The organism is Promicromonospora alba, assembly GCF_042654905.1.
Classification (GTDB): domain Bacteria; phylum Actinomycetota; class Actinomycetes; order Actinomycetales; family Cellulomonadaceae; genus Promicromonospora; species Promicromonospora alba.
The window spans coordinates 64,670-82,556 of record NZ_JBHSFI010000002.1; the positions used below are offsets into that span (position 1 = coordinate 64,670).

At 71.0% G+C, this 17,887-nt stretch carries 14 protein-coding genes and 1 pseudogene; 7 read left to right on the forward strand and 8 right to left on the reverse strand.

Going from position 1 to position 17,887, the window contains the following annotated elements:
• Positions 1-21: 21 nt before the first annotated feature.
• From ACFO6V_RS03430 to ACFO6V_RS03445, 4 genes are all read right to left on the reverse strand, one after another.
• The gene (locus ACFO6V_RS03430) at positions 22-864 is read right to left on the reverse strand and encodes a carbohydrate ABC transporter permease (protein WP_377132248.1); all 843 of its coding nucleotides are present in this window, start codon (positions 862-864) and stop codon (positions 22-24) included.
• Complete coding sequence (locus ACFO6V_RS03435) at positions 861-1,814, reverse strand: carbohydrate ABC transporter permease (RefSeq protein WP_377132250.1); 954 nt, start codon at positions 1,812-1,814, stop codon at positions 861-863. Before ACFO6V_RS03435 ends, ACFO6V_RS03430 begins: the two co-directional genes overlap by 4 nt.
• 95 nt (positions 1,815-1,909) lie before the next feature.
• A complete protein-coding gene (locus tag ACFO6V_RS03440; RefSeq protein WP_377132252.1) occupies positions 1,910-3,205 on the reverse strand; it encodes a sugar ABC transporter substrate-binding protein in 1,296 nt (431 codons plus the stop codon).
• 85 nt (positions 3,206-3,290) lie between these two features.
• Positions 3,291-4,313 carry a LacI family DNA-binding transcriptional regulator gene (locus ACFO6V_RS03445; protein WP_377132254.1) on the reverse strand — a complete coding sequence of 341 codons (1,023 nt, stop codon included), beginning with the start codon at positions 4,311-4,313 and terminating at the stop codon, positions 3,291-3,293.
• Between the two features lie 192 nt (positions 4,314-4,505).
• Between ACFO6V_RS03445 and ACFO6V_RS03450 the strand changes: the two genes are divergently transcribed.
• The 3 genes from ACFO6V_RS03450 (at position 4,506) to ACFO6V_RS03460 (ending at position 9,747) form a co-directional block, all read left to right on the forward strand.
• Positions 4,506-6,209 carry a hypothetical protein gene (locus ACFO6V_RS03450; protein WP_377132256.1) on the forward strand — a complete coding sequence of 568 codons (1,704 nt, stop codon included), beginning with the start codon at positions 4,506-4,508 and terminating at the stop codon, positions 6,207-6,209.
• Positions 6,210-6,490: 281 nt separating this feature from the next.
• Positions 6,491-7,531 (forward strand): LacI family DNA-binding transcriptional regulator, encoded by a 1,041-nt coding sequence (locus tag ACFO6V_RS03455; RefSeq protein ID WP_377132258.1) that lies wholly within the window; start codon positions 6,491-6,493, stop codon positions 7,529-7,531.
• A gap of 89 nt (positions 7,532-7,620) precedes the next feature.
• Complete coding sequence (locus ACFO6V_RS03460; protein ID WP_377132260.1) at positions 7,621-9,747, forward strand: beta-galactosidase; 2,127 nt, start codon at positions 7,621-7,623, stop codon at positions 9,745-9,747.
• A gap of 30 nt (positions 9,748-9,777) precedes the next feature.
• Here ACFO6V_RS03460 and ACFO6V_RS03465 read toward each other — a convergent pair whose 3' ends face one another.
• Positions 9,778-10,329, reverse strand: a complete 552-nt coding sequence (locus ACFO6V_RS03465) for a MarR family winged helix-turn-helix transcriptional regulator (RefSeq protein WP_377132262.1) — start codon at positions 10,327-10,329, stop codon at positions 9,778-9,780.
• Between the two features lie 119 nt (positions 10,330-10,448).
• Here ACFO6V_RS03465 and ACFO6V_RS03470 point away from each other — a divergent pair, with 119 nt between their 5' ends.
• From ACFO6V_RS03470 to ACFO6V_RS03480, 3 genes are all read left to right on the forward strand, one after another.
• On the forward strand, positions 10,449-10,895 hold the full coding sequence (locus ACFO6V_RS03470; protein ID WP_377132264.1) for a pyrimidine dimer DNA glycosylase/endonuclease V: 447 nt from the start codon (positions 10,449-10,451) through the stop codon (positions 10,893-10,895).
• Entirely contained in the window at positions 10,892-13,051 is a 2,160-nt protein-coding gene (locus ACFO6V_RS03475; RefSeq protein ID WP_377132266.1) for an MMPL family transporter, read from the forward strand. The genes ACFO6V_RS03470 and ACFO6V_RS03475 overlap by 4 nt, the downstream gene beginning before the upstream one ends.
• A gap of 152 nt (positions 13,052-13,203) precedes the next feature.
• Positions 13,204-14,655 (forward strand): HNH endonuclease, encoded by a 1,452-nt coding sequence (locus ACFO6V_RS03480; protein WP_377132268.1) that lies wholly within the window; start codon positions 13,204-13,206, stop codon positions 14,653-14,655.
• A gap of 167 nt (positions 14,656-14,822) precedes the next feature.
• Here the strand turns inward: ACFO6V_RS03480 and ACFO6V_RS03485 are convergent, their stop codons facing one another.
• Positions 14,823-15,617, reverse strand: coding sequence for a ferredoxin reductase (locus tag ACFO6V_RS03485; RefSeq protein ID WP_377132270.1), 795 nt, complete (start codon positions 15,615-15,617; stop codon positions 14,823-14,825).
• Positions 15,610-16,266 carry a sulfite oxidase-like oxidoreductase gene (locus tag ACFO6V_RS03490; protein WP_377132272.1) on the reverse strand — a complete coding sequence of 219 codons (657 nt, stop codon included), beginning with the start codon at positions 16,264-16,266 and terminating at the stop codon, positions 15,610-15,612. The genes ACFO6V_RS03485 and ACFO6V_RS03490 overlap by 8 nt, the downstream gene beginning before the upstream one ends.
• A 143-nt stretch (positions 16,267-16,409) precedes the next feature.
• Here ACFO6V_RS03490 and ACFO6V_RS03495 point away from each other — a divergent pair, with 143 nt between their 5' ends.
• The gene (locus ACFO6V_RS03495; protein WP_377132274.1) at positions 16,410-17,186 is read left to right on the forward strand and encodes an NPP1 family protein; all 777 of its coding nucleotides are present in this window, start codon (positions 16,410-16,412) and stop codon (positions 17,184-17,186) included.
• A 60-nt stretch (positions 17,187-17,246) separates the two neighbouring features.
• Here ACFO6V_RS03495 and ACFO6V_RS03500 read toward each other — a convergent pair.
• Positions 17,247-17,648, reverse strand: a pseudogene (locus tag ACFO6V_RS03500) (sigma factor-like helix-turn-helix DNA-binding protein); the annotation flags it as partial.
• Between the last annotated feature and the right edge of the window lie 239 nt (positions 17,649-17,887).

Below are 17,887 nucleotides of genomic sequence, written 5' to 3' on the forward strand. Positions count from 1 at the left end.
GTCTCTGTCTCTCGGTGCTCATCAGTCCTTGACCGCGCCCGCGGTGACACCCGCCGCCACGTACCGCTGTGCCACGACCAGCAGGATCGCCGCCGGCACCGACGCGACGACGGCGGTCGCCATGATCGCGTTCCACTGCGTCGTGTTGTTGCCGATGTAGTTGTAGATGCCGAGCGTGATCGGGATGAGCTCGCCGTTGCGGTTCAGGGTCGAGGCGAAGATGAAGTCCGACCACGCCCACAGGAACGCGAAGAGCGAGACCGTGAGCGTCGAGTTGCGGCTCACCGGCAGCACTATCGAGCGGAAGGTGCGCCAGGCACCCGCGCCGTCGACCCGCGCGGCCTGTAGCAGCTCACGCGGGATGCCCGACATGAACGCCGTGTACAGCAGCACGCCGAACGGCACCGCGACCGTCGAGTCGGCGATGATCAGCCCGCCGACGGTGTTGAGCAGCCCCAGGCTGTTGTAGACCGCGTAGAACCCCATGGCCATGACGACCGCCGGGATCATCTGCGCGACCAGCAGCAGGAAGTTCAGCGTGCGCCCGCCGCGCAGGTTGAGCAGCGCGAGCGCGTACCCGGCCGGCGCGGCGATCACCACGGTGAGCGCCACGCAGCCGAGCCCCACCAGCAGGCTCGTGCCGAGGGCCGGGAGCTGCTGCTGGAACACCGCCGTGTACCCCTCGAACGTGGGGTCCCAGGGGAACCAGCGCGGCGGGTCGGACCGCAGGTCGCTGGTCTGCGTGAGCGAGACGTTCACCATCCAGTAGACGGGGAACAGCATGAACGCGGTCAGGACGAGGCCGAGGGCGGTCTTCCACCAGGGCTTCTGCGGGGTGCGTCGCGTAGGACGAGGGCTGGTCATGAGTCCTCCTGGCGGCGCTGGAGCTGCAGGTGCAGGAATCCAAAAACGAGGGCGATGAGGATCAGCAGGTTGCCGACGGCGGCAGCGGGCGAGAAGTCCGGCTGTCCGGTCCCGAAAGCCTCCCGGTAGGACCAGATCGCGAGCGTCGTCGACGCGTCGCCTGGCCCGCCGGTGGTCATGATCCAGATGACGTCCACGACCTTGAGCGTGTAGATCAGGCCCAGCAGGATCGTGATGGCGGAGACCGGCCGCAGCAGCGGGAACGTGATGCTCCAGAACTGCTTCCACGGCCCAGCGCCGTCGAGCGACGCCGCCTCGTACACCTCGCCCGGGATGTTCTGCAGCCCCGAGTACAGGATCACGAGGTTGAACGGGATCCCGAGCCAGATGTTCGCGATCGTCACCGACAGCAGCGCGGTGTCGGGCGAGGTGAGCCAGTTGATCTGCTCCAGCCCGAAAGCGCCCAGCACGGAGTTGACTATGCCGTTGTCGCTGTTCAGCATCCACGCCCAGGTCGACGCCGACACGATCAGCGGCAGCAGCCACGGCACGAGGAACATCGCCCGCAGCAGGCCGGACAGCCGGAACCCGGAGCGGAAGAACACCGCGAGCGCCAGGCCTATCGCGTACTGGAACACGATGGAGACGACGGTGAAGACCGCGGTGTTCCACAGCGCCGTCGGGAACGTCGCGGAGCTGAAGATCTCGGCGTACTTCTCGAACCCGACGAACTCGGCGTTGCCCTGCACGAACGCGCGGATCGTGTAGTCGTGGACGCTGAGGTCGATGTTGCGCCAGAGCGGGTAGACGTAGAAGAGGGTCAGGTACACGAGCAGCGGCGCGGCGAACCCGGCGGCGGCCCACTGAGAGGCGGCGGGCCCGCGTCGCCGGCGCGGCGTCGGCTGCCGGTCCGCGCCGACCGCCGTCGCCGCACCCACGATGGTGGTCATCAAAAAGTCCTTAGGTCTTTCCGTTGAGTGCTGGGTATTTGCGGCTCAAGAGGCGTTCAGGGCGCAAATACCCAGCACTCAACGACGGGGGGTGGTCAGCTGGTGGCCGTCTCGGCCTCTGTCTGGGCCGTCTTGAGGGCCTCTTCCGGGGTTGCCGCGCCCGAGAGGGCGTTCTGGACCGCCGTCCAGAGGGCCTCGGAGATCACCGGGTAGTCGGCGCCCAGGTCGTCGCTCGTGCGGCCCTTGGCGTTGCGCACGGCCTCGACCCACGGCTCGAGCTCGGGCTTCTCCTCGACGAGCGCGGCCTGGCCGTCCGCCGTCGGCGGGACGTAGTACGCGAACGTGTTCGCCGTCTCGACGAAGCCCTCGGGCGTCGTCATGCACTCGACGATCTGGCGGGTGACGTCGTAGCGCGCGGTGTCCTCCTGGACGGGCGCCATGATGAACTCGCCACCCGTCGGCGCCGGTGCGACGCCGCCGTCACGTGCCGGAAGCTGCACGATGCCCGTCTCGAAGCCGGCCTCGGCCGCGCTGTTGACCTGCCACGTGCCGTTCTCCGCGAAGGCGAAGTCGCCGGTGAGGAACTCCTCCCAGACGGTGTTCTGCGAGTTGTTGATCACCGAGTTGGGCGCGTAGCCCTCGTCGAGCCAGCCCTTCCAGAGCTCGAGCGCCGCGACGGCCTCGGGCGAGTCGAGGTCGCGCAGGTCGGCGCCAGCCCCCCAGAACCAGGGCAGGAACTGGAACGAGCCCTCCTCGGTGCCGATGCCGGCGAACGTGATGCCCTTGTCGCCGTTGTCAGTGACCGTCTTCAGGGCCGCGGTGAGCGAGTCCCAGTCGGTGATCGAGGCCGGGTCCACGCCCGCCGCCTCCAGGACCTCGGCGTTGTAGTACAGCGACAGCGTGTTGGCACCGATCGGGATGCCGTATGTGTCCCCGCCGACGACGCCGGCGGCGAGCAGGTTCTCGTCGATCGCGGAGGTGTCGAGGCCGAACTCCTCGACCGTGGTGAGCATGCCCGTGTCCGCGAGCGTGGACACCGCCGGGTTGTCCAGCAGGATGACGTCGGGCGACGTGCCCTCCTGCGCGGCCAGCAGCGCCTGGTTGGTCAGGGCGGTGGTGTCGTAGGCGGTGCGCTCGATGGTGACGCCGGCCTCCTCGCCGCACGCCTGGACCCGGCCGGCCCAGTCGGACGCGTCGTCGTGCTGGGGGTACGGGTCCCACCAGGTGTAGGTGCTGTCGTCGCCGCCGGTGCTGCCGCCGGCGGCCGCACCGCCCGACGAGCAGGCGCTGAGCACGCCGACCAGGGCGAGCGCGGAGAGGGCCGCGAGCGTGGTGGGCCTGCGCCTGGTCTGCCGGTCGGGCTGCGGGGTCTGGTCCGCGGTGTGGTGCATGGTTCCTCCTTGAACATGTCCGGCACGACGACGCAGTCGGCCGGCTGGGGGTGCTGGTTCTGCTGGGGCAGGCTGTGGGGAGCTGTCAGGCAGGCCGGGGCACGCCGGTGCTGCCGCGGTCGACCAGCTCGGGGGTCACGAACCGCACGACGTGCGCTTCGTCGGCCGCCACCTCGCCCTCGATCCGGCGCACGAGCTGGCGCACGGCCATGCGGCCGAGCCGGTCGGGGGCGCTCTCGATCGAGGAGTAGGGCAGCGAGAACGTGCGGGCGAACTCGTCCGAGTACCGGCCGACGACGGACAGGTCGCTGGGCGCCGTCAGCCCGCGCTGGTGCAGGACGGTCGGCAGGGCCGCGGCCGCCGCCTCGTTGTTGATCAGCAGCCCGGTGACGGCGGGGTGCGTGTCGAGCAGGGCGTTCAGGTCCTGGCCGACGTCGGGCTGGTGCGACGACGCCGACACGGTGTGCAGCGTGATGCCGCGCGCCCGGGCGGCCTCGACCGCTGCGTTCTGCAGGCGCCACACGTACGCGCCGCCGCGCTCGATCACGTGCTCGGGCTGCGACACGAGAGCAACCTCGCGGTGTCCGAGCCGGTGGAGGTGGTCCACCATGAGGCGGCCCGCCTCCTCGAAGTCGAGATCGAAGACGTCGACGCCGGTGCAGTCGGCGGGCAGACCGACGAGCGCGCCGGGCTGTCCCGCGGCGCGCAGGATCGGCAGGCGCTCGTCCCGCTCGGCGACGTTGAGCAGCACGACGCCGTCGACCATCCGGGAATCGGTGATGCGGCGCAGGGCGCGCGTACCGTCCGCCTCGGTGACGAGCAGGATGTCGTAGCCGAGCTCGCGGGCCGTGTTGGAGACGCCCAGCATGTACTGGAGCATGGCGGGCGCGAACTCGTCCTCGAGGAACTGGGCGAGCAGCCCGATCACCATCGTCTGCGACGTGGCGAGCGCCCGCGCCCCGGCGTTCGGCGTGTAGCCGAGCTGCCGGACGGCGTCCTCGACCCGGCGGCGCACGTCCGCCGAGATCGCCCGCTTGCCCGACAGCGCGTACGACGCCGTGCTGCGGGAGACCCCCGCCGCCTGGGCGACATCCCCGATGGTGGCCACTCCGCCTCCTGTGCTGCTGCTCGCTCCGTTGCCAACCGGTCCGCTTCCGTTGCGAACCGGTTCGACTCTAACCACACCGATCCGGTGATCGCAAGAACGAATTTTTGGGACTCTTGCGCCGGACGGCGTTCGAAACTAGCGTCACCAGGGACGGAACGTCGAACCGGTTCGCAATCTCAACGAGGAGATTCCATGAAACGCACCCTGTCCCGCGCCAGCATCCTCGCCCTCGTCCTGGGCGTCGCGCTGGTCTCTCCTGCCGGCCCGGCGCAGGCCGCCGGCAACACCCTCACGGTCGACGTCGGCTCCGTCGTCCGCCCCGTGACGCACGTCGGTTCGGGCGGCCTGTACGGCGTCGGCTCGAACTCGAAGCCCACCACCGACCAGCTCCTGCCGCTGAGCCCCAGCGGGTTCACGCAGCCCGCGCCGGGCACCACCCACCTGGGCAACGGCGCGACCGAGCCGTGCTGTGACGCGCTCGATGTCGCGGGCAACATCACGCGCGCCGGCGCCCAGCAGCTCGTCCGCATGCCCGACATCTACCCGTCGTTCCCCTACCAGTGGCAGGGCTGGGCGGACTGGGAGCAGAAGGTCCGCACCATGGTCCAGAAGCGCCTGGCGGCCACCTCGACGACGAACATCCGCGGCTGGGAGCTGTGGAACGAGCCCGACTGGACGTGGAACACGTCGGCGGCCGGCTCGTTCAACGACGGCTGGACCCGCACGCACCGCCTGATCCGGTCGCTCGACCCGGTGACGCCGATCGTGGGGCCCAGCGACTCGCACTACAGCCACAGCCGGATGCTGTCGTTCCTGACCCACGCCCGGGACACGGGCACGCTCCCCGACGTCATCGTCTGGCACGAGCTGGGCGACATGGACTGGAACTCGTTCGACGACCACGTGGCCGACTACCGGGCCATCGAGAACCAGCTCGGCATCAGCCCGCGCCCGATCGCGATCAACGAGTACAACTCGCTCAACCAGATGGACATCCCGAGCGTCGCGGTGCACTGGATCTCGGTGCTGGAGCGGCACGGCGCACGTGAAGCGCACCGCGCGTACTGGTTCGAGGCGGGCACGTTCGACGGCCTGTTCACACTCCAGGGCCAGCCGACCGCGTCGTACTGGGCCTACCGCTGGTACGGCGCGATGGCCGGCAACGTCGTGCGGACGACGCCACAGAGCTGGCTCGACGGCGTCGCGGCGTACGACTCGAGCCGCAAGATCGTGAACGTCGTGCTCGGCGGGGACAGCGGCAACAACAGCGTGCGGGTCAACGGGCTGGGCTCGTTCGGCTCGTCGGTCCAGGTGACCGTGAACGCGGTGCCCGGCAGCGGTCGGCACACGCACGTGGCCGCGCCGACGGTGCTGTCGACGTCTACCCTCGCCGTCTCGAACGGCAGCGTCACCGTCCCGGTCAACGGGATGACGGCGGAGGGCGCCTACCAGGTGGTCGTCACCCCGGCCGGCGGCCCGACGTCGAGCTGGCAGCAGGTCTACGAGGCCGAGAACGCGAACGTCGTGAACGCGCAGACCCGGGGCTCCTCGGCGGCGTCGAACGGCTCGTACGTCGGCGGCATCGACGGCACCGCCGACATGCGCTCGCAGAGCTTCGTGGACTTCACGGTGAACGTGCCCACGGCCCGCAGCTACACGATGGCGGTCCGGTACGCGAACGGCACCGGGTCGACGTCGACCCACGGGCTCGCGTACAACGGCGGCGCGTTCTCGACGGTGTCCTATCCGCCGACGGCGGGCTGGGGCCAGTTCGGGACGACGAACGTGACGGTCTCGCTGCGGGCCGGCTACAACGTGATCCGGCTGGCGAAGGGCTCGCCGAACTTCGGCGGCGGCACGGGGTACGCGGAGCTGGACAGCATCACGCTGTCCTGACCCGGCTGTCCTGACCCGGCTGTCCTGATCCGGGCGGGTGCGCGGGGGCTGACTTCGGTCCCATGCCATCCCCGCGCATCCGAGATCGGTCGGTTGCCTCGAGATCGGTCCATCAACCGACCGATCTCGAGGCAACCGACCGATCTCACCGGCCCCTTCCGGGCAGCTGACCGATCTCGTTCCCGCCCTTGACCCCCAGTCGAAGGCATGGTTCGCTCTCCGCGTTGACTACGTAGTCAATCGGTCAGCCGGGCCGAGCAGGGGTTCAGCGAGGGAGCTGCATGGGTGCCACACCACGGGTGTCGATGACCGACGTCGCCCGCCGCGCCGGCGTCTCCCAGAAGACCGTCTCGCGGGTCGTGAACGGCGAACCGCACGTGACCGAGGCGATCCGGGCCCGGGTCCAGGCGGTCATCGACGAGCTGGGGTTCCGCCCGAACGCCGCGGCACGCGCCCTGGTGACCCGCCGCAACCAGCGCATCGGCATGGTCACGCCGAGCACGGCGCTGTACGGCCCTGCGTCGATCCTCGAGGGTGTCGACGGCGCGCTGCGCGGCTCCGGCTACCACCTGAGCGTCGCGCGCACGCAGGGCAACGGCGTCGCCGACCTGCAGGCCGCCATCGACGAGCTCGTCACCCAGGACATCGCGGGCCTGGTGCTCTCCGAGCCGATCGACCTGGGCCACCCCGACCTCCGCATCCCGCACGGGCTGCCCGTACTCAGCTTCGGCTCCGCGAAAGCCGGCTCCCCCAGCGCCACCGAGTCGGTCGCCCGCCCCGACGAGCTCGTGCTGGGCGCCGACGAGACGACCGGGGCCCGCTCCGCGGTCGAGCACCTGCTCGCGCTCGGGCACCGCACGGTGCACCACATCGGCGGCACGGAGGGCTGGTCGGCCACGGCGCGGCGGATCGCGGGCTGGCGCGCCGCCCTGTCGGACGCCGGCGCCGAGGCGCCGCCCGTCGTGCACGGCGCCTGGACCCCCAGCTCCGGGTACGAGGCCGCACGCGACCTGCTGCGCCGCGCCGGCGTCACCGCGATCTTCGCCGCGAACGACCACATGGCCATCGGCGCGATCCGGGCCGTCGAGCAGGCCGGCCTCCGGGTCCCCGAGAACGTCAGCATCATGGGGTTCGACGACGCCCCCGAGGCCGAGTTCCTCTCCACCTCCCTGACGACGGTCCGCCAGGACTTCGCCGAGGTCACCCGCCTGGCGGTGCACCGCCTGGTCGGCACCATCGAGGGCCGTCCGCCCGCGGAACGCCACCGGCTCATTCCCGCCCAGCTGATCGTCCGCGAGAGCACGGCGCCACCGCCGTCATGACCAGCACCCGCCGACGTGTCAGAACCACAGGTCACCGGAGTGACCTGCGTGTCTGACAGGTCCCGTCCCACTGAGCCTGAGAGGCAAGCATGAGCACACTGCACCACCTGACCGACGGGGTCCTGTTCGGCGCCGCCTACTACTACGAGTACCACCGCCCGGAGCAGCAGCGCGCCGGGCAGCTCGAGCGGGACCTGGACCTGATGGTCGAGGCGGGCTTCACGGTGATCCGGGTCGGCGAGTCCGTCTGGTCCACCTGGGAGCCGGAGAACGGCCGCTTCGACCTCGACTGGCTGCAGCCCGTGCTCGACGGCGCCCACGAGCGGGGCATCAAGGTGATCCTCGGCACGCCGACCTACGCCGTGCCGATGTGGCTGGCGCGGCTGTACCCGGAGATCAACGTCGTCCGCCGGGACGGGCAGGCGATGGGCTGGGGCGCGCGCCAGGAGATCGACTACACCCATCCGGCGTTCCTGTTCCACGCCGAGCGGATCATCCGCGCCGTCGTCGCCCGGTACGCGCAGCACCCCGCGGTCGTCGGGTACCAGGTGGACAACGAGCCGGGTAACGAGATCTTCCACAACCGGCAGGTCTTCGAGCGGTTCGTGGACCACCTGCGCGCCCGGTACGGCACGGTCGAGCGGCTGAACGACGAGTGGGGCCTGACGTACTGGTCCCACCGGCTGTCCACCTGGGCGGACCTCTGGACGCCGTCGGGCAACGGCCAACCCCAGTACGCGCTGGCCTGGCGCAAGTTCCAGGCTCAGCTCACCACCGACTTCATCGGCTGGCAGGCCGACGTCGTCCGCGAGTACGCGCGCGAGGACCAGTTCGTCACCACCTGTATCTCCTACGACCGCCCCACCGTGCAGGACGACGCGCTCACGCGCAGGCTGGACGTGACCGCCGGCAACCCGTACTACCGGATGCGGGACCACCTGGCCCTGCCCCTGACCGCCACCCCGGACGAGTCGTGGATGGCCTCAGGCACGTGGGCGCTGTACGCGATGGCGGACCGCATGTACTCCTCGAAGCAGGCGCCGTATCTCGTCACGGAGACCAACGCGCAGGCGATCGGCGGACCTCACCAGAACGAGCCCGCCTACGACGGCCAGTGGCGCCAGGTGGCCTGGGCCCTGGTCTCCCGCGGCGCCACGATGATCGAGTACTGGCACTGGCACACGCTGCCGTACGGCACCGAGACGTACTGGGGCGGGATCCTGCCGCACTCGCTCGAGCCCGGCCGGACCTACCACCAGCTCGCGGCCCTGGGCGGCGAGCTGCGCACTGCCGGCGCCGCGGTCGCCAACCTGACCCCGGACGCCGACGTCGCGCTCGTGTACTCCAGCAACAGCAAGTGGTCGCAGGCGGAGTTCCCGCAGATCGGCGGGGGCGCGGGGGAGGACCGGGGAGGCTACGACCGGATCCGCGACAGCTTCTACCGCGGGGCGTTCGACGCGGGCCTGCAGGCCCGCCTGCTGCACGACACCCAGCTGACCGACAGCACGCCCGAGGAGATGGCCGCCGCGCACCCCGTGCTCGTCGCGGCCGGCGTCACGATCGCCGACGACGCCTGGCTGTCGTGGCTGGAGCGGTACGCGGCGGCCGGCGGGCACCTCGTGCTGGGCATCCGCACCGGGTACGAGGACGAGGAGGCCCGCGCCCGCGCCGAGCGCAAGCCCGCGCACCTGAGCGAGGCGGCGGGCGTCTTCTACGACGAGTTCGCGAGCATCGACACGCCGCTGGCGGTGCAGGGTACGGACGGCTTCGAGCTGCCCGACGACGCCCGCGCGACCAGCTGGGTCGACAGCCTCCAGGTGCTCGACGCCGACGTGCTGGTCCGCTACGACCACCCGCACTTCGGCCGCTGGCCGGCCGTGACCACCCGGGCGCACGGCTCCGGCCGGGTGACGACGGTGGGCACGATCCCCGATCCGGCGCTGGCGCGCGCCGTGCTGGGGTGGGCAGTGGCGCACGGGCGACCCGCTGCGGCGTCGGCCGGACCGGAGTGGCGCCCGCAGGGGCCGTCGCAGACGGTCGCCGGCGCGACCAACCCCGCGGGTGAGCGCGTGCGGTTCGTGCACTCGTGGTCGTGGGAGCCGAGCACCTTCGTCCTGCCGGGCGCGGTGCGTGACCTGCTCAGCGGCGAGGAGCTGGCCGCGGGGGCCGAGCTGGAGCTCGGCCCGTGGGACGTGCGGGTGCTGCTGGAGACGTGATCAGGCGGGGCGTGATCAGGCGAGGCCCTGTCAGGCAGGGTCCTGGTCGGAGGCCGCCAGGTCGTCGAGGAAGCGGATGACGATCTCCCGCTCCTTGGCGGTCAGGCGGGCCGCGGCGTCGAACCGTCGGGCGTGGCTGCGCCCGACGGTCTCGCGCGCGGCGTGCCGCGTCTCCGGGGTGACCTCGATCGCGAGGCTGCGCCGGTCGGAGGCGTGCGGGGTGCGCCGCACGTGGTCCCCCGCGGCGAGCCGGTCGATGAGCTTCGTGGTCGACGCCGTCGTGATGCCCAGGTGCTCGGCGATGGCGCCCGGCGTCACGACACGGCCGTGGTTCTGCATGGCGATGAGGAAGCGCAGCGCGCGCATGTCGGTGTCGCCGAGCTTCATGTAGCGCCGTGAGGCCTCGCTCATCCGGCGCTCGGTCTCGCGCCAGCGGCGCAGTGCCTCGAGGACGCGCACCACCTGGTCGATGTCGGCGTCGTCCAGGCCCGCGAGCCGCACGATCTCCTGGTCGGGATCCATGACGCGCGGATCCATCATCGACGGCTCGGCGTCCTGGCGGGGCAAAGCTTCGGGATCCACGTTCGGATATTACCCCCTTACCTTATTGCGTCATTTGCTTACAGGTAGCCAGGCTAGCTAAATTGGCAGGCGGATGGCCGGGCACCCGACCCGGCCGACGTCACAGGAGGTGCCGACGCATGCGGCTCTGGTCATTGGATCCGGCACTGCTCGACCGGCAGGGCCTGACCGCATGCTGGCGCGAGGCGCTGCTGGCACAGGCGGTGCTGCTGGGCCGCACCCGGGGCTACACCGCGCACCCGCAGCTCGACCGCTTCCGCGAGCACCCGCAGCCCGCCGTCGCCATCTCGGCCTACCTCCACGGCGTGCGGGACGAGGCGACACGGCGCGGCTACCAGTTCGACGCGCAGCGGATCGCCCAGCCGCTCGACGAGCTCACGCACGGCACGGCACGGATCGTCGTGACCGCCGGGCAGCTCGACCTCGAGTGGCAGCACCTCCTGAGCAAGCTCGCGATCCGCTCCCCCGCGCACCGGGCCCAGATCGTCACCACCGGACCACCGACCGCCCACCCGCTGTTCGTGGTCGTCCCCGGCCCCGTCGCGAGCTGGGAGCGCGCTTCATGAACGCCGGATCGGGCGTGCCGCGCTGGCTCCGGGTGACGCTGCCGGCCGTGCTCATCCTGGTCTGGCTGGTGGGTGCGGCGATCGGCGGCCCGTACTTCGGCCGTGTCGACGAGGTCTCCTCCAACGACCGCACCGCCTACCTGCCCGCCACCGCCGAGGCGACCGAGGTGCAGGAGCGGCTCTCCGGCTTCACCGACGGCGACGCGGTGCCCGCGGTGGTGGTCTTCGTAGCCGACGAGAGTGCGGCCGAGCTCACCGACGACGACCTCACCGCGATCGGCGAGCGGCTGACGGCGGCCGGCGAGCTGGAGGTGGTGGACGGCGACGTCTCCCCGCCCATCCCCTCCGAGGACGGCGCCGCCGCGCAGGCCTTCGTGCCGCTGTCGGGCTCGGCAGACCTCGGCGAGGCGACCGGCGAGCTGCGGGACACGCTGAGCGAGGGCCTGCCGGCCGGCGTCGACCTCTACATCACGGGTCCCGCGGGTTTCACGAGCGACCTCGCGTCCGCGTTCGCCGGGATCGACGGGCTGCTGCTCGGCGTCGCGCTCGCGGCGGTGCTGGTCATCCTCGTGGTGGTCTACCGTTCGCTGCTGCTCCCGCTCGCCGTGCTCGCGACGAGCATGTTCGCGCTGTGCCTCGCGCTGCTGACGGTCTGGCACCTCGCCAGGTCCGGGGTCCTGCTGCTCAGCGGGCAGACCCAGGGCATCCTGTTCATCCTCGTCATCGGCGCGGCGACCGACTACGCCCTCCTGTACGTCGCGCGCTTCCGTGAGGAGCTGGTGCGCACCCCCGACCGGTGGACCGCCACCTGGCGCGCGCTGCGCGGCTCGTTCGAGCCGATCCTCGCCTCGGGCGGCACGGTCATCGCCGGCCTGCTCTGCCTGCTGCTGAGCGAGCTGCGCTCCAACAGCACACTGGGTCCGGTCGCCGCCGTCGGCATAGCGTTCGCGATGCTCGCCGCGCTCACGCTGCTCCCCGCGCTGCTGCTCGCGCTCGGCCGCGCGGCGTTCTGGCCCCGCCGTCCGGCATACGACCCCGCCGCCGAGCGGGCCGGCTCGGCACGCGACGGCGAGCACGGGCTGTGGGGGCGGGTCTCCCGCGCCGTCCGGACCCGGCCGCGAACCATCTGGATCACGACGGCGGCGGTCCTCGCCCTCGGCTGCGTGGGGATCACGCAGCTCCAGGCCTCGGGCGTGCCGCAGTCGGAGCTGGTCCTCGGTGCGTCCGAGGCGCGCACGGGGCAGGACCGGCTCGCCGAGCACTTCCCCGCCGGTTCGGGGAGCCCGGTCTACGTCGTCGCGCCCGAGGACGAGCTGCAGCGGGCGGCCGACGTCCTGCTGCAGGAGGACGGGATAGCGCAGGTAGCGGTCTCGGCGGACACCCCGAGCGGGACCGCCCCGGTCACGGCCGAGGGCATCCAGGCGGCGGGGCCGCCGCCGGTACCCGAGCCGACCGTCTCCGACGGCGAGGTGCTCCTCCAGGGCACCCTCGAGGACGCCGCCGACTCGGCCGCCGCGGAGCAGACGGTCCGTGACCTGCGCACCGCCTACGCCGACGTCGTCCCCGAGGCGCTGGTCGGCGGCGAGTCCGCGACCGACCTCGACACGAACGACGCGTCGATCCGGGACCGGACCCTCATCGTCCCCATCGTGCTCGTCGTGATCCTGCTGATCCTGATGCTGCTCCTGCGCGCCGTCCTCGCGCCGGTGCTGCTGGTCCTCACGACCGTGCTGTCCTTCGGGACGGCGATGGGTGTCTCCGCCCTGGTGTTCAACGACCTGCTGGGCTTCCCGGGCGCCGACCCGGCGGTGCCGCTGTTCGGCTTCGTCTTCCTCGTCGCGCTCGGGATCGACTACAACATCTTCCTCATGACCAGGGTCCGCGAGGAGTCGATAGTGCACGGCACGCGTGAAGGCGTGCTGCGCGGGCTGAGGCTCACCGGGGGCATCATCACGTCGGCCGGGCTGGTGCTCGCGGCGACGTTCACGGCGCTCGCGGTGATCCCCGTGCTGTTCCTCGCGCAGCTGGCGTTCATCGTCGCCTTCGGAGTCCTGCTCGACACGTTCGCCGTCCGGTCCTTTCTCGTCCCCGCCCTCGGTTACGACATCGGCCGGGCGATCTGGTGGCCCTCCAGGCTGGCGCGTCGGCAGGGGTAGTGGGCGTTCGCCGCTGCGCCCAACGGTTATCCACAGATTTCCGTTTCCCCGATCCATACGCACATCCGTTCGATAGAATCGGACAGTGGTCGGGGAGCCCGATCGTGGTGCGTTCAACGTGAGCGCACGAGGTGGGCGAGGGGGTGCGGACGATGGCAGAAGGCAAGCACGACGCCGGTGCCCAGCGCCCCGTGGAGGACGTGCTGACCGACGTGGAGGAGCTGCTGGACGAGCTGACCGCGAAGGTCATGACGGAGGCCAGCACGGGGTCCGGCGGCACCGGCCAGATGGATGCCGGCTTGAACGGGCTCGGAATGTCGCGTCTGGCACACCTCTCGGCCCGGCTGCGGGTAGCGGGCACACGGTTGGATGCGGTCCGGTGGTCGGTGCTGCCTCGGATCGAAGCAGCGGGTCTGTGGGCCCAGTCGGGTGCGCGGACGTTCGCGGTGTGGCTGGCGCGGGTCGAGGACGTGCAGACCGTGACCGCCAAGCGGGACGTGCGTACGGCTCGGGCCTTGCGTGATCATCTGCCCGCGACACTGACCAAGGCGTTGTCCGGCGAGATCGGTACCGACAAGGTCAGAGCTCTGGTCGACGTCGCGACCACCAGCACCGAACGCATCAACGCCCTTGCAGCCCCCGCGATCGACGTGGCCACACTCGAGCCCACGCCCGTCGCCGACGACGGTGTCGGCAGTCCTGTCGACGGCACCGCCGACGCATCTGATCCGGACGGCACGGACACTGCTTCCGATCCGGCGTCCGGCCTGATGTCGCCGACCTGGGAGGAGCAGCTGCTGGACTGGTCACGGGAGAACGGTCCGGACCGGTTTCGCGGTCTGGTGCGCTACTTCGCCCGGCATGCGGACCCGGACGCCGACGAGCGCGGCCACCGCAAGGCCAAGGACCGCGAGTACCTCGATATCGCACCGACGTTGGGTGGGTATCACCTGTCCGGGTTCCTGACCGAGGAGCACGGCCTGGCCCTGACGACCGCGGTCGGCTCGATCATGGGCGCGCCCGCAGCGGGGGACGACCGCAGCCCTGGACAGCGCCGCGCCCAGGCTCTTGCAGACCTGGCCCGCATCGTGCTGGACAACGCCCACACCGGTACCGGCGCGGCCGTGCGCCCGCACCTGTCCGTGACGGTGTCCTGGACCGAGCTACAGGCCATGGTCGCGAAGAGCCGGATCAAGGACACCAGCACGGACGTGACCGGCACGGGCACCACCAGCGCTACCGGCGCCGGGTTCACCGGCATGGCCGGGGTCACGGGCCTCGGTTTGCCCGGCAAGGCTCTGATCAAGGCGCCGGCGGTGTTCACTGAGACGAACACACCGGTACCGGCCGGTGTGTTGCGGCGGATCGCGTGCGACAGCCAGGTCACCCGGATCGTGTTCGGCCCCGACTCCCAGGTCCTGGACGTCGGACGTACCCAACGCACGATCACCGGCCAGCTCCGCAAAGCAGTCATCGCCCGCGACAAGCACTGCGTGCTCGGGCAGTGCGACCAACCCCCTTCGCGCTGCGAGGTCCACCACGCGGTGCGGCACTGGGCCGACGGCGGGGAGACCAGCGTCGCCAACGCCGCCCTGCTGTGCTGATATCACCACGACCTCGTCGATACCCAGCACATCACCATGCACTACGACAACGGATGGCACTTCACCGACCGCGACGGACGCCGGCTCCACACCATCGCGAGCAGCGTATGACCGCGCCCGATCGCAGACCGGCTCTGGCCGTGGCTGGTTGTCACGATCCGGTGCGCTCAGTCCCCCGCCGGGCCGAACCGCTCCGTCCGGACCCGGGCCGGGTCGTGGCCCTGGGCCACGACCATGCGCGAGACCGCCTCGACGAACCCCGTCGGGCCGCAGACGTACACGCGCGGTTCCAGCTCGGCCGGCCAGCCCCACGAAGCCAGCTCGGAGTCGGTGAGGCGTCGCGGGCCACGCAGCGCGGTGAGCGAGACCGCCCTCGTGAAGATGGTGCTGGCCTCGAAGCCGTCGCCACGCGCGACGAGCTGCTCCAGCTCCTTCGTGTACAACCGGTCCTCGGACGTGCGCACCGAGTAGATCAGCCGGAACGGCGTCCGGTCACCGGCCTGGCGACGCGCCCGGACCATGGCCATCACCGGGACCAGTCCCGACCCGCCGGCCAGGAGCAGGACGGGCGTGCCGGCGTCGGACGCCGGGTCCCAGACGAACCAGCCACCGATGGGGCCGCGCACCTCGATCGCGGAACCGGGAGGGAACTGGTCGACGAGGTACGGGGAGACCTCGCCGCCCCGGACCCGCTGGACGGTCACCTCGACCTGGCCGCTGCCGGCCGCCGTCGGCCCGCTCGCGAGTGAGTACGACCGTTCTGCCGTGTAGCCGTCGGGTGCGGTGAGACGCAGGTCCAGGTGCTGGCCGGCCAGGTGTCCTGGCCAGCCCGGGACGTCGAGCACGAGCGTCATCGCCGTCGGGCTCTCGGCCCGACGTTCGACCAGCGTCGCGACCTGCCAGCCCGAGGGGACGGCGTACCTGTCACCGAGCCGCGAGCCGGCGGGCCGGAGCTCAGTCACCCTGGTACCTCTGCTCGCGCCACGGGTCGCCGAGGTCGTGGTAGCCGAGCTTCTCCCAGAAACCAGGCCGGTCCGTCGGCATGAGCTTGAGCGAGCGCACCCACTTGGCCGACTTCCAGAAGTACAGGTGCGGCACCAGCAGCCGGGCGGGGCCACCGTGCTCGGGGTGCAGCGGCTTGCCGTCGAAGGTGTGCGCGATCCACGCCTTGCCGCCCAGGAGGTCCGCCACCGGGAGGTTGGTGGTGTAGCCACCGTAGGAGCCCACCATCGCGAAGTCCGCGGTGGACTCCACCTCGGCGAGCAGCACGTCGAGGGAGACCCCGCGCCAGCGGGTGCCGAACTTGGACCAGCGCGTAACGCAGTGGATGTCCACGGTCGGCGTGTCCTGGGGCAGCGCCATCAGCTCGGCCCAGGTCCACGACTTCGTGGCGCCCGCCTCGTTGGTGACGGTGAAGCTCCAGGTCGCCGTGCTCACGTTGGGCGTGGGGCCCGCGGAGAGCACGGGGAACCCCTCCTCCGCGTACTGCCCGGGAGGCAGGGTCACGCCTTCGGGACGCGCCCGTCCGCGGAAGCCGGGGGTGAGGGTGGCGCCGTGCTCAGGTCCGGCAGGGTCGGGTCCGCCCGGTGCGGGCGGGGTCGCGCTGGTCATGCCTCAAGGTAGTGCGACGACGGGCACCGCGTCATGTACGGGATCACCCTCATTGCCCGGTCACTGACCCGCCCATAGCATCCACCTGTCGCGATTTTCACCCGCCCTCGTCACACCCGGTCAGGCCCGACGAAAGGCCAGTCATGCACCGACCTCTCTCAGCGCGTCTCGTCGCCACGCTCGCCGTCACTGCGCTCGCCCTGACCGCCCCCGCGGCCGCCGCGCACGCGGACCCGCCGCCGAACCTCCCGCAGAACGCCACGGGGATCGAGCAGTCCTTCTCCCCCGCCTACGACTACGACGGCGACGGCTGCTACGCGACGCCCGCCATCGGCCTCGACGGCACCATCGCGCCCGGCCTGAACATCGGCGGGGCCGTCAACGGGAACTGCCGCGACCAGTGGGACCTGGACAACTCGCAGACCTACTCGCGAGAGAAGTGCAACAACGGCTGGTGCGCCGTGATGTACGCGAGCTACTTCGAGAAGGACCAGACGATGGACGGCCCGATCGCGATCGGCAGCCACAAGCACGACTGGGAGCACGTCGTCGTGTGGGTGAACCAGGCGTCGAACCAGGTCGAGCACGTCTCGATCACCGAGCACAGCGGGTCTGCCACCTATCCCCGCTCCCAGGTCCGGTTCGAGGGATCGCACCCCAAGATCGTGTTCCACAAGGACGGCCCGAGCACCCACCTGTTCCGGCTGGCGAACGGGAACGACGACCCGCCCGAGAACCACTACGGCAGCTGGCGCTACCCGCCGCTCGTGGGCTGGGACGGCTGGCCCAGCACGTCGCTCCGCGAGCGCCTCATGACCGCCGACTTCGGCGGGGCGACCATCAAGATCGACGACGGCGACTTCACCTACTGGCTGGAGCGGATGAAGCCGGCCGGGATCCCGTTCAACCCCGCGGCGTAGCACCCCACCTACCGAGCAGGCTGCCGCCCCGGCTGGTGAGCTGGTGAGCTGCCGCGCGGCGACCTGCGACACCCTGATGATGCGGGCGATGTCACCGTAGGAGTAGTCGAACGCCTCGCGGAGCACGTAGGCCGCGCGTTCCGTGGGGGTCAGGCGTTCGAGCAGCACCAGCACCGCGACGTCCAGCGCCTCGGCACGCTCCGCGCCCGACGCCGGGTCGCTTCCCGCACCCGTGCGCGCGCCCGTGCTCGCGTCCGCGCCGGCGTCCACCGGCTCGGGGAACCAGCGTCCCGTGCAGATCTCGCGCCGGGAGCGCGCGCTCTGGAGCACGTTGAGCGCCAGCCGTGTGGCGGTCGTCGTCAGAAGTGCCTGTGGGTTCCTGACGACCGATCGGTCGGTCGTGTGCCACCGGATCCAGGTCTCCTGCAGCACGTCCTCGGCCTCGGCGACAGAACCGAGCATGCGGTGTCCAGGTCTGGGGCGCCCCGTGTCGTCATGTTTCTCCCTGCGATGGCTCAACCGTCACAGCCGGCGCCCCCACCCGGTCGTACCTGTGAGACCGGGCCACAAGGACCGTCTCGACATCTCAAATGTCCCACCGCGGCCTGCGTCTGTCGCAGCGCAGACCTGGGCTCCGCGGACACCAGGAGTTCACCCTCCACAGCGGGCCACCCCGTGACGGAGGGCCCGTCCACACAGCA

Coding starts and splice junctions, on each gene's coding strand:
- ACFO6V_RS03460 (WP_377132260.1), top strand. CDS start 7,621: ATGAGCACACTGCACCACCTGACCGACGGGGTCCTGTTCGGCGCCGCC.
- ACFO6V_RS03475 (WP_377132266.1), top strand. CDS start 10,892: ATGAACGCCGGATCGGGCGTGCCGCGCTGGCTCCGGGTGACGCTGCCG.
- ACFO6V_RS03440 (WP_377132252.1), bottom strand. CDS start 3,205: ATGCACCACACCGCGGACCAGACCCCGCAGCCCGACCGGCAGACCAGG.
- ACFO6V_RS03435 (WP_377132250.1), bottom strand. CDS start 1,814: ATGACCACCATCGTGGGTGCGGCGACGGCGGTCGGCGCGGACCGGCAG.
- ACFO6V_RS03430 (WP_377132248.1), bottom strand. CDS start 864: ATGACCAGCCCTCGTCCTACGCGACGCACCCCGCAGAAGCCCTGGTGG.
- ACFO6V_RS03490 (WP_377132272.1), bottom strand. CDS start 16,266: ATGACCAGCGCGACCCCGCCCGCACCGGGCGGACCCGACCCTGCCGGA.
- ACFO6V_RS03470 (WP_377132264.1), top strand. CDS start 10,449: ATGCGGCTCTGGTCATTGGATCCGGCACTGCTCGACCGGCAGGGCCTG.
- ACFO6V_RS03495 (WP_377132274.1), top strand. CDS start 16,410: ATGCACCGACCTCTCTCAGCGCGTCTCGTCGCCACGCTCGCCGTCACT.
- ACFO6V_RS03455 (WP_377132258.1), top strand. CDS start 6,491: ATGGGTGCCACACCACGGGTGTCGATGACCGACGTCGCCCGCCGCGCC.
- ACFO6V_RS03450 (WP_377132256.1), top strand. CDS start 4,506: ATGAAACGCACCCTGTCCCGCGCCAGCATCCTCGCCCTCGTCCTGGGC.
- ACFO6V_RS03480 (WP_377132268.1), top strand. CDS start 13,204: ATGGCAGAAGGCAAGCACGACGCCGGTGCCCAGCGCCCCGTGGAGGAC.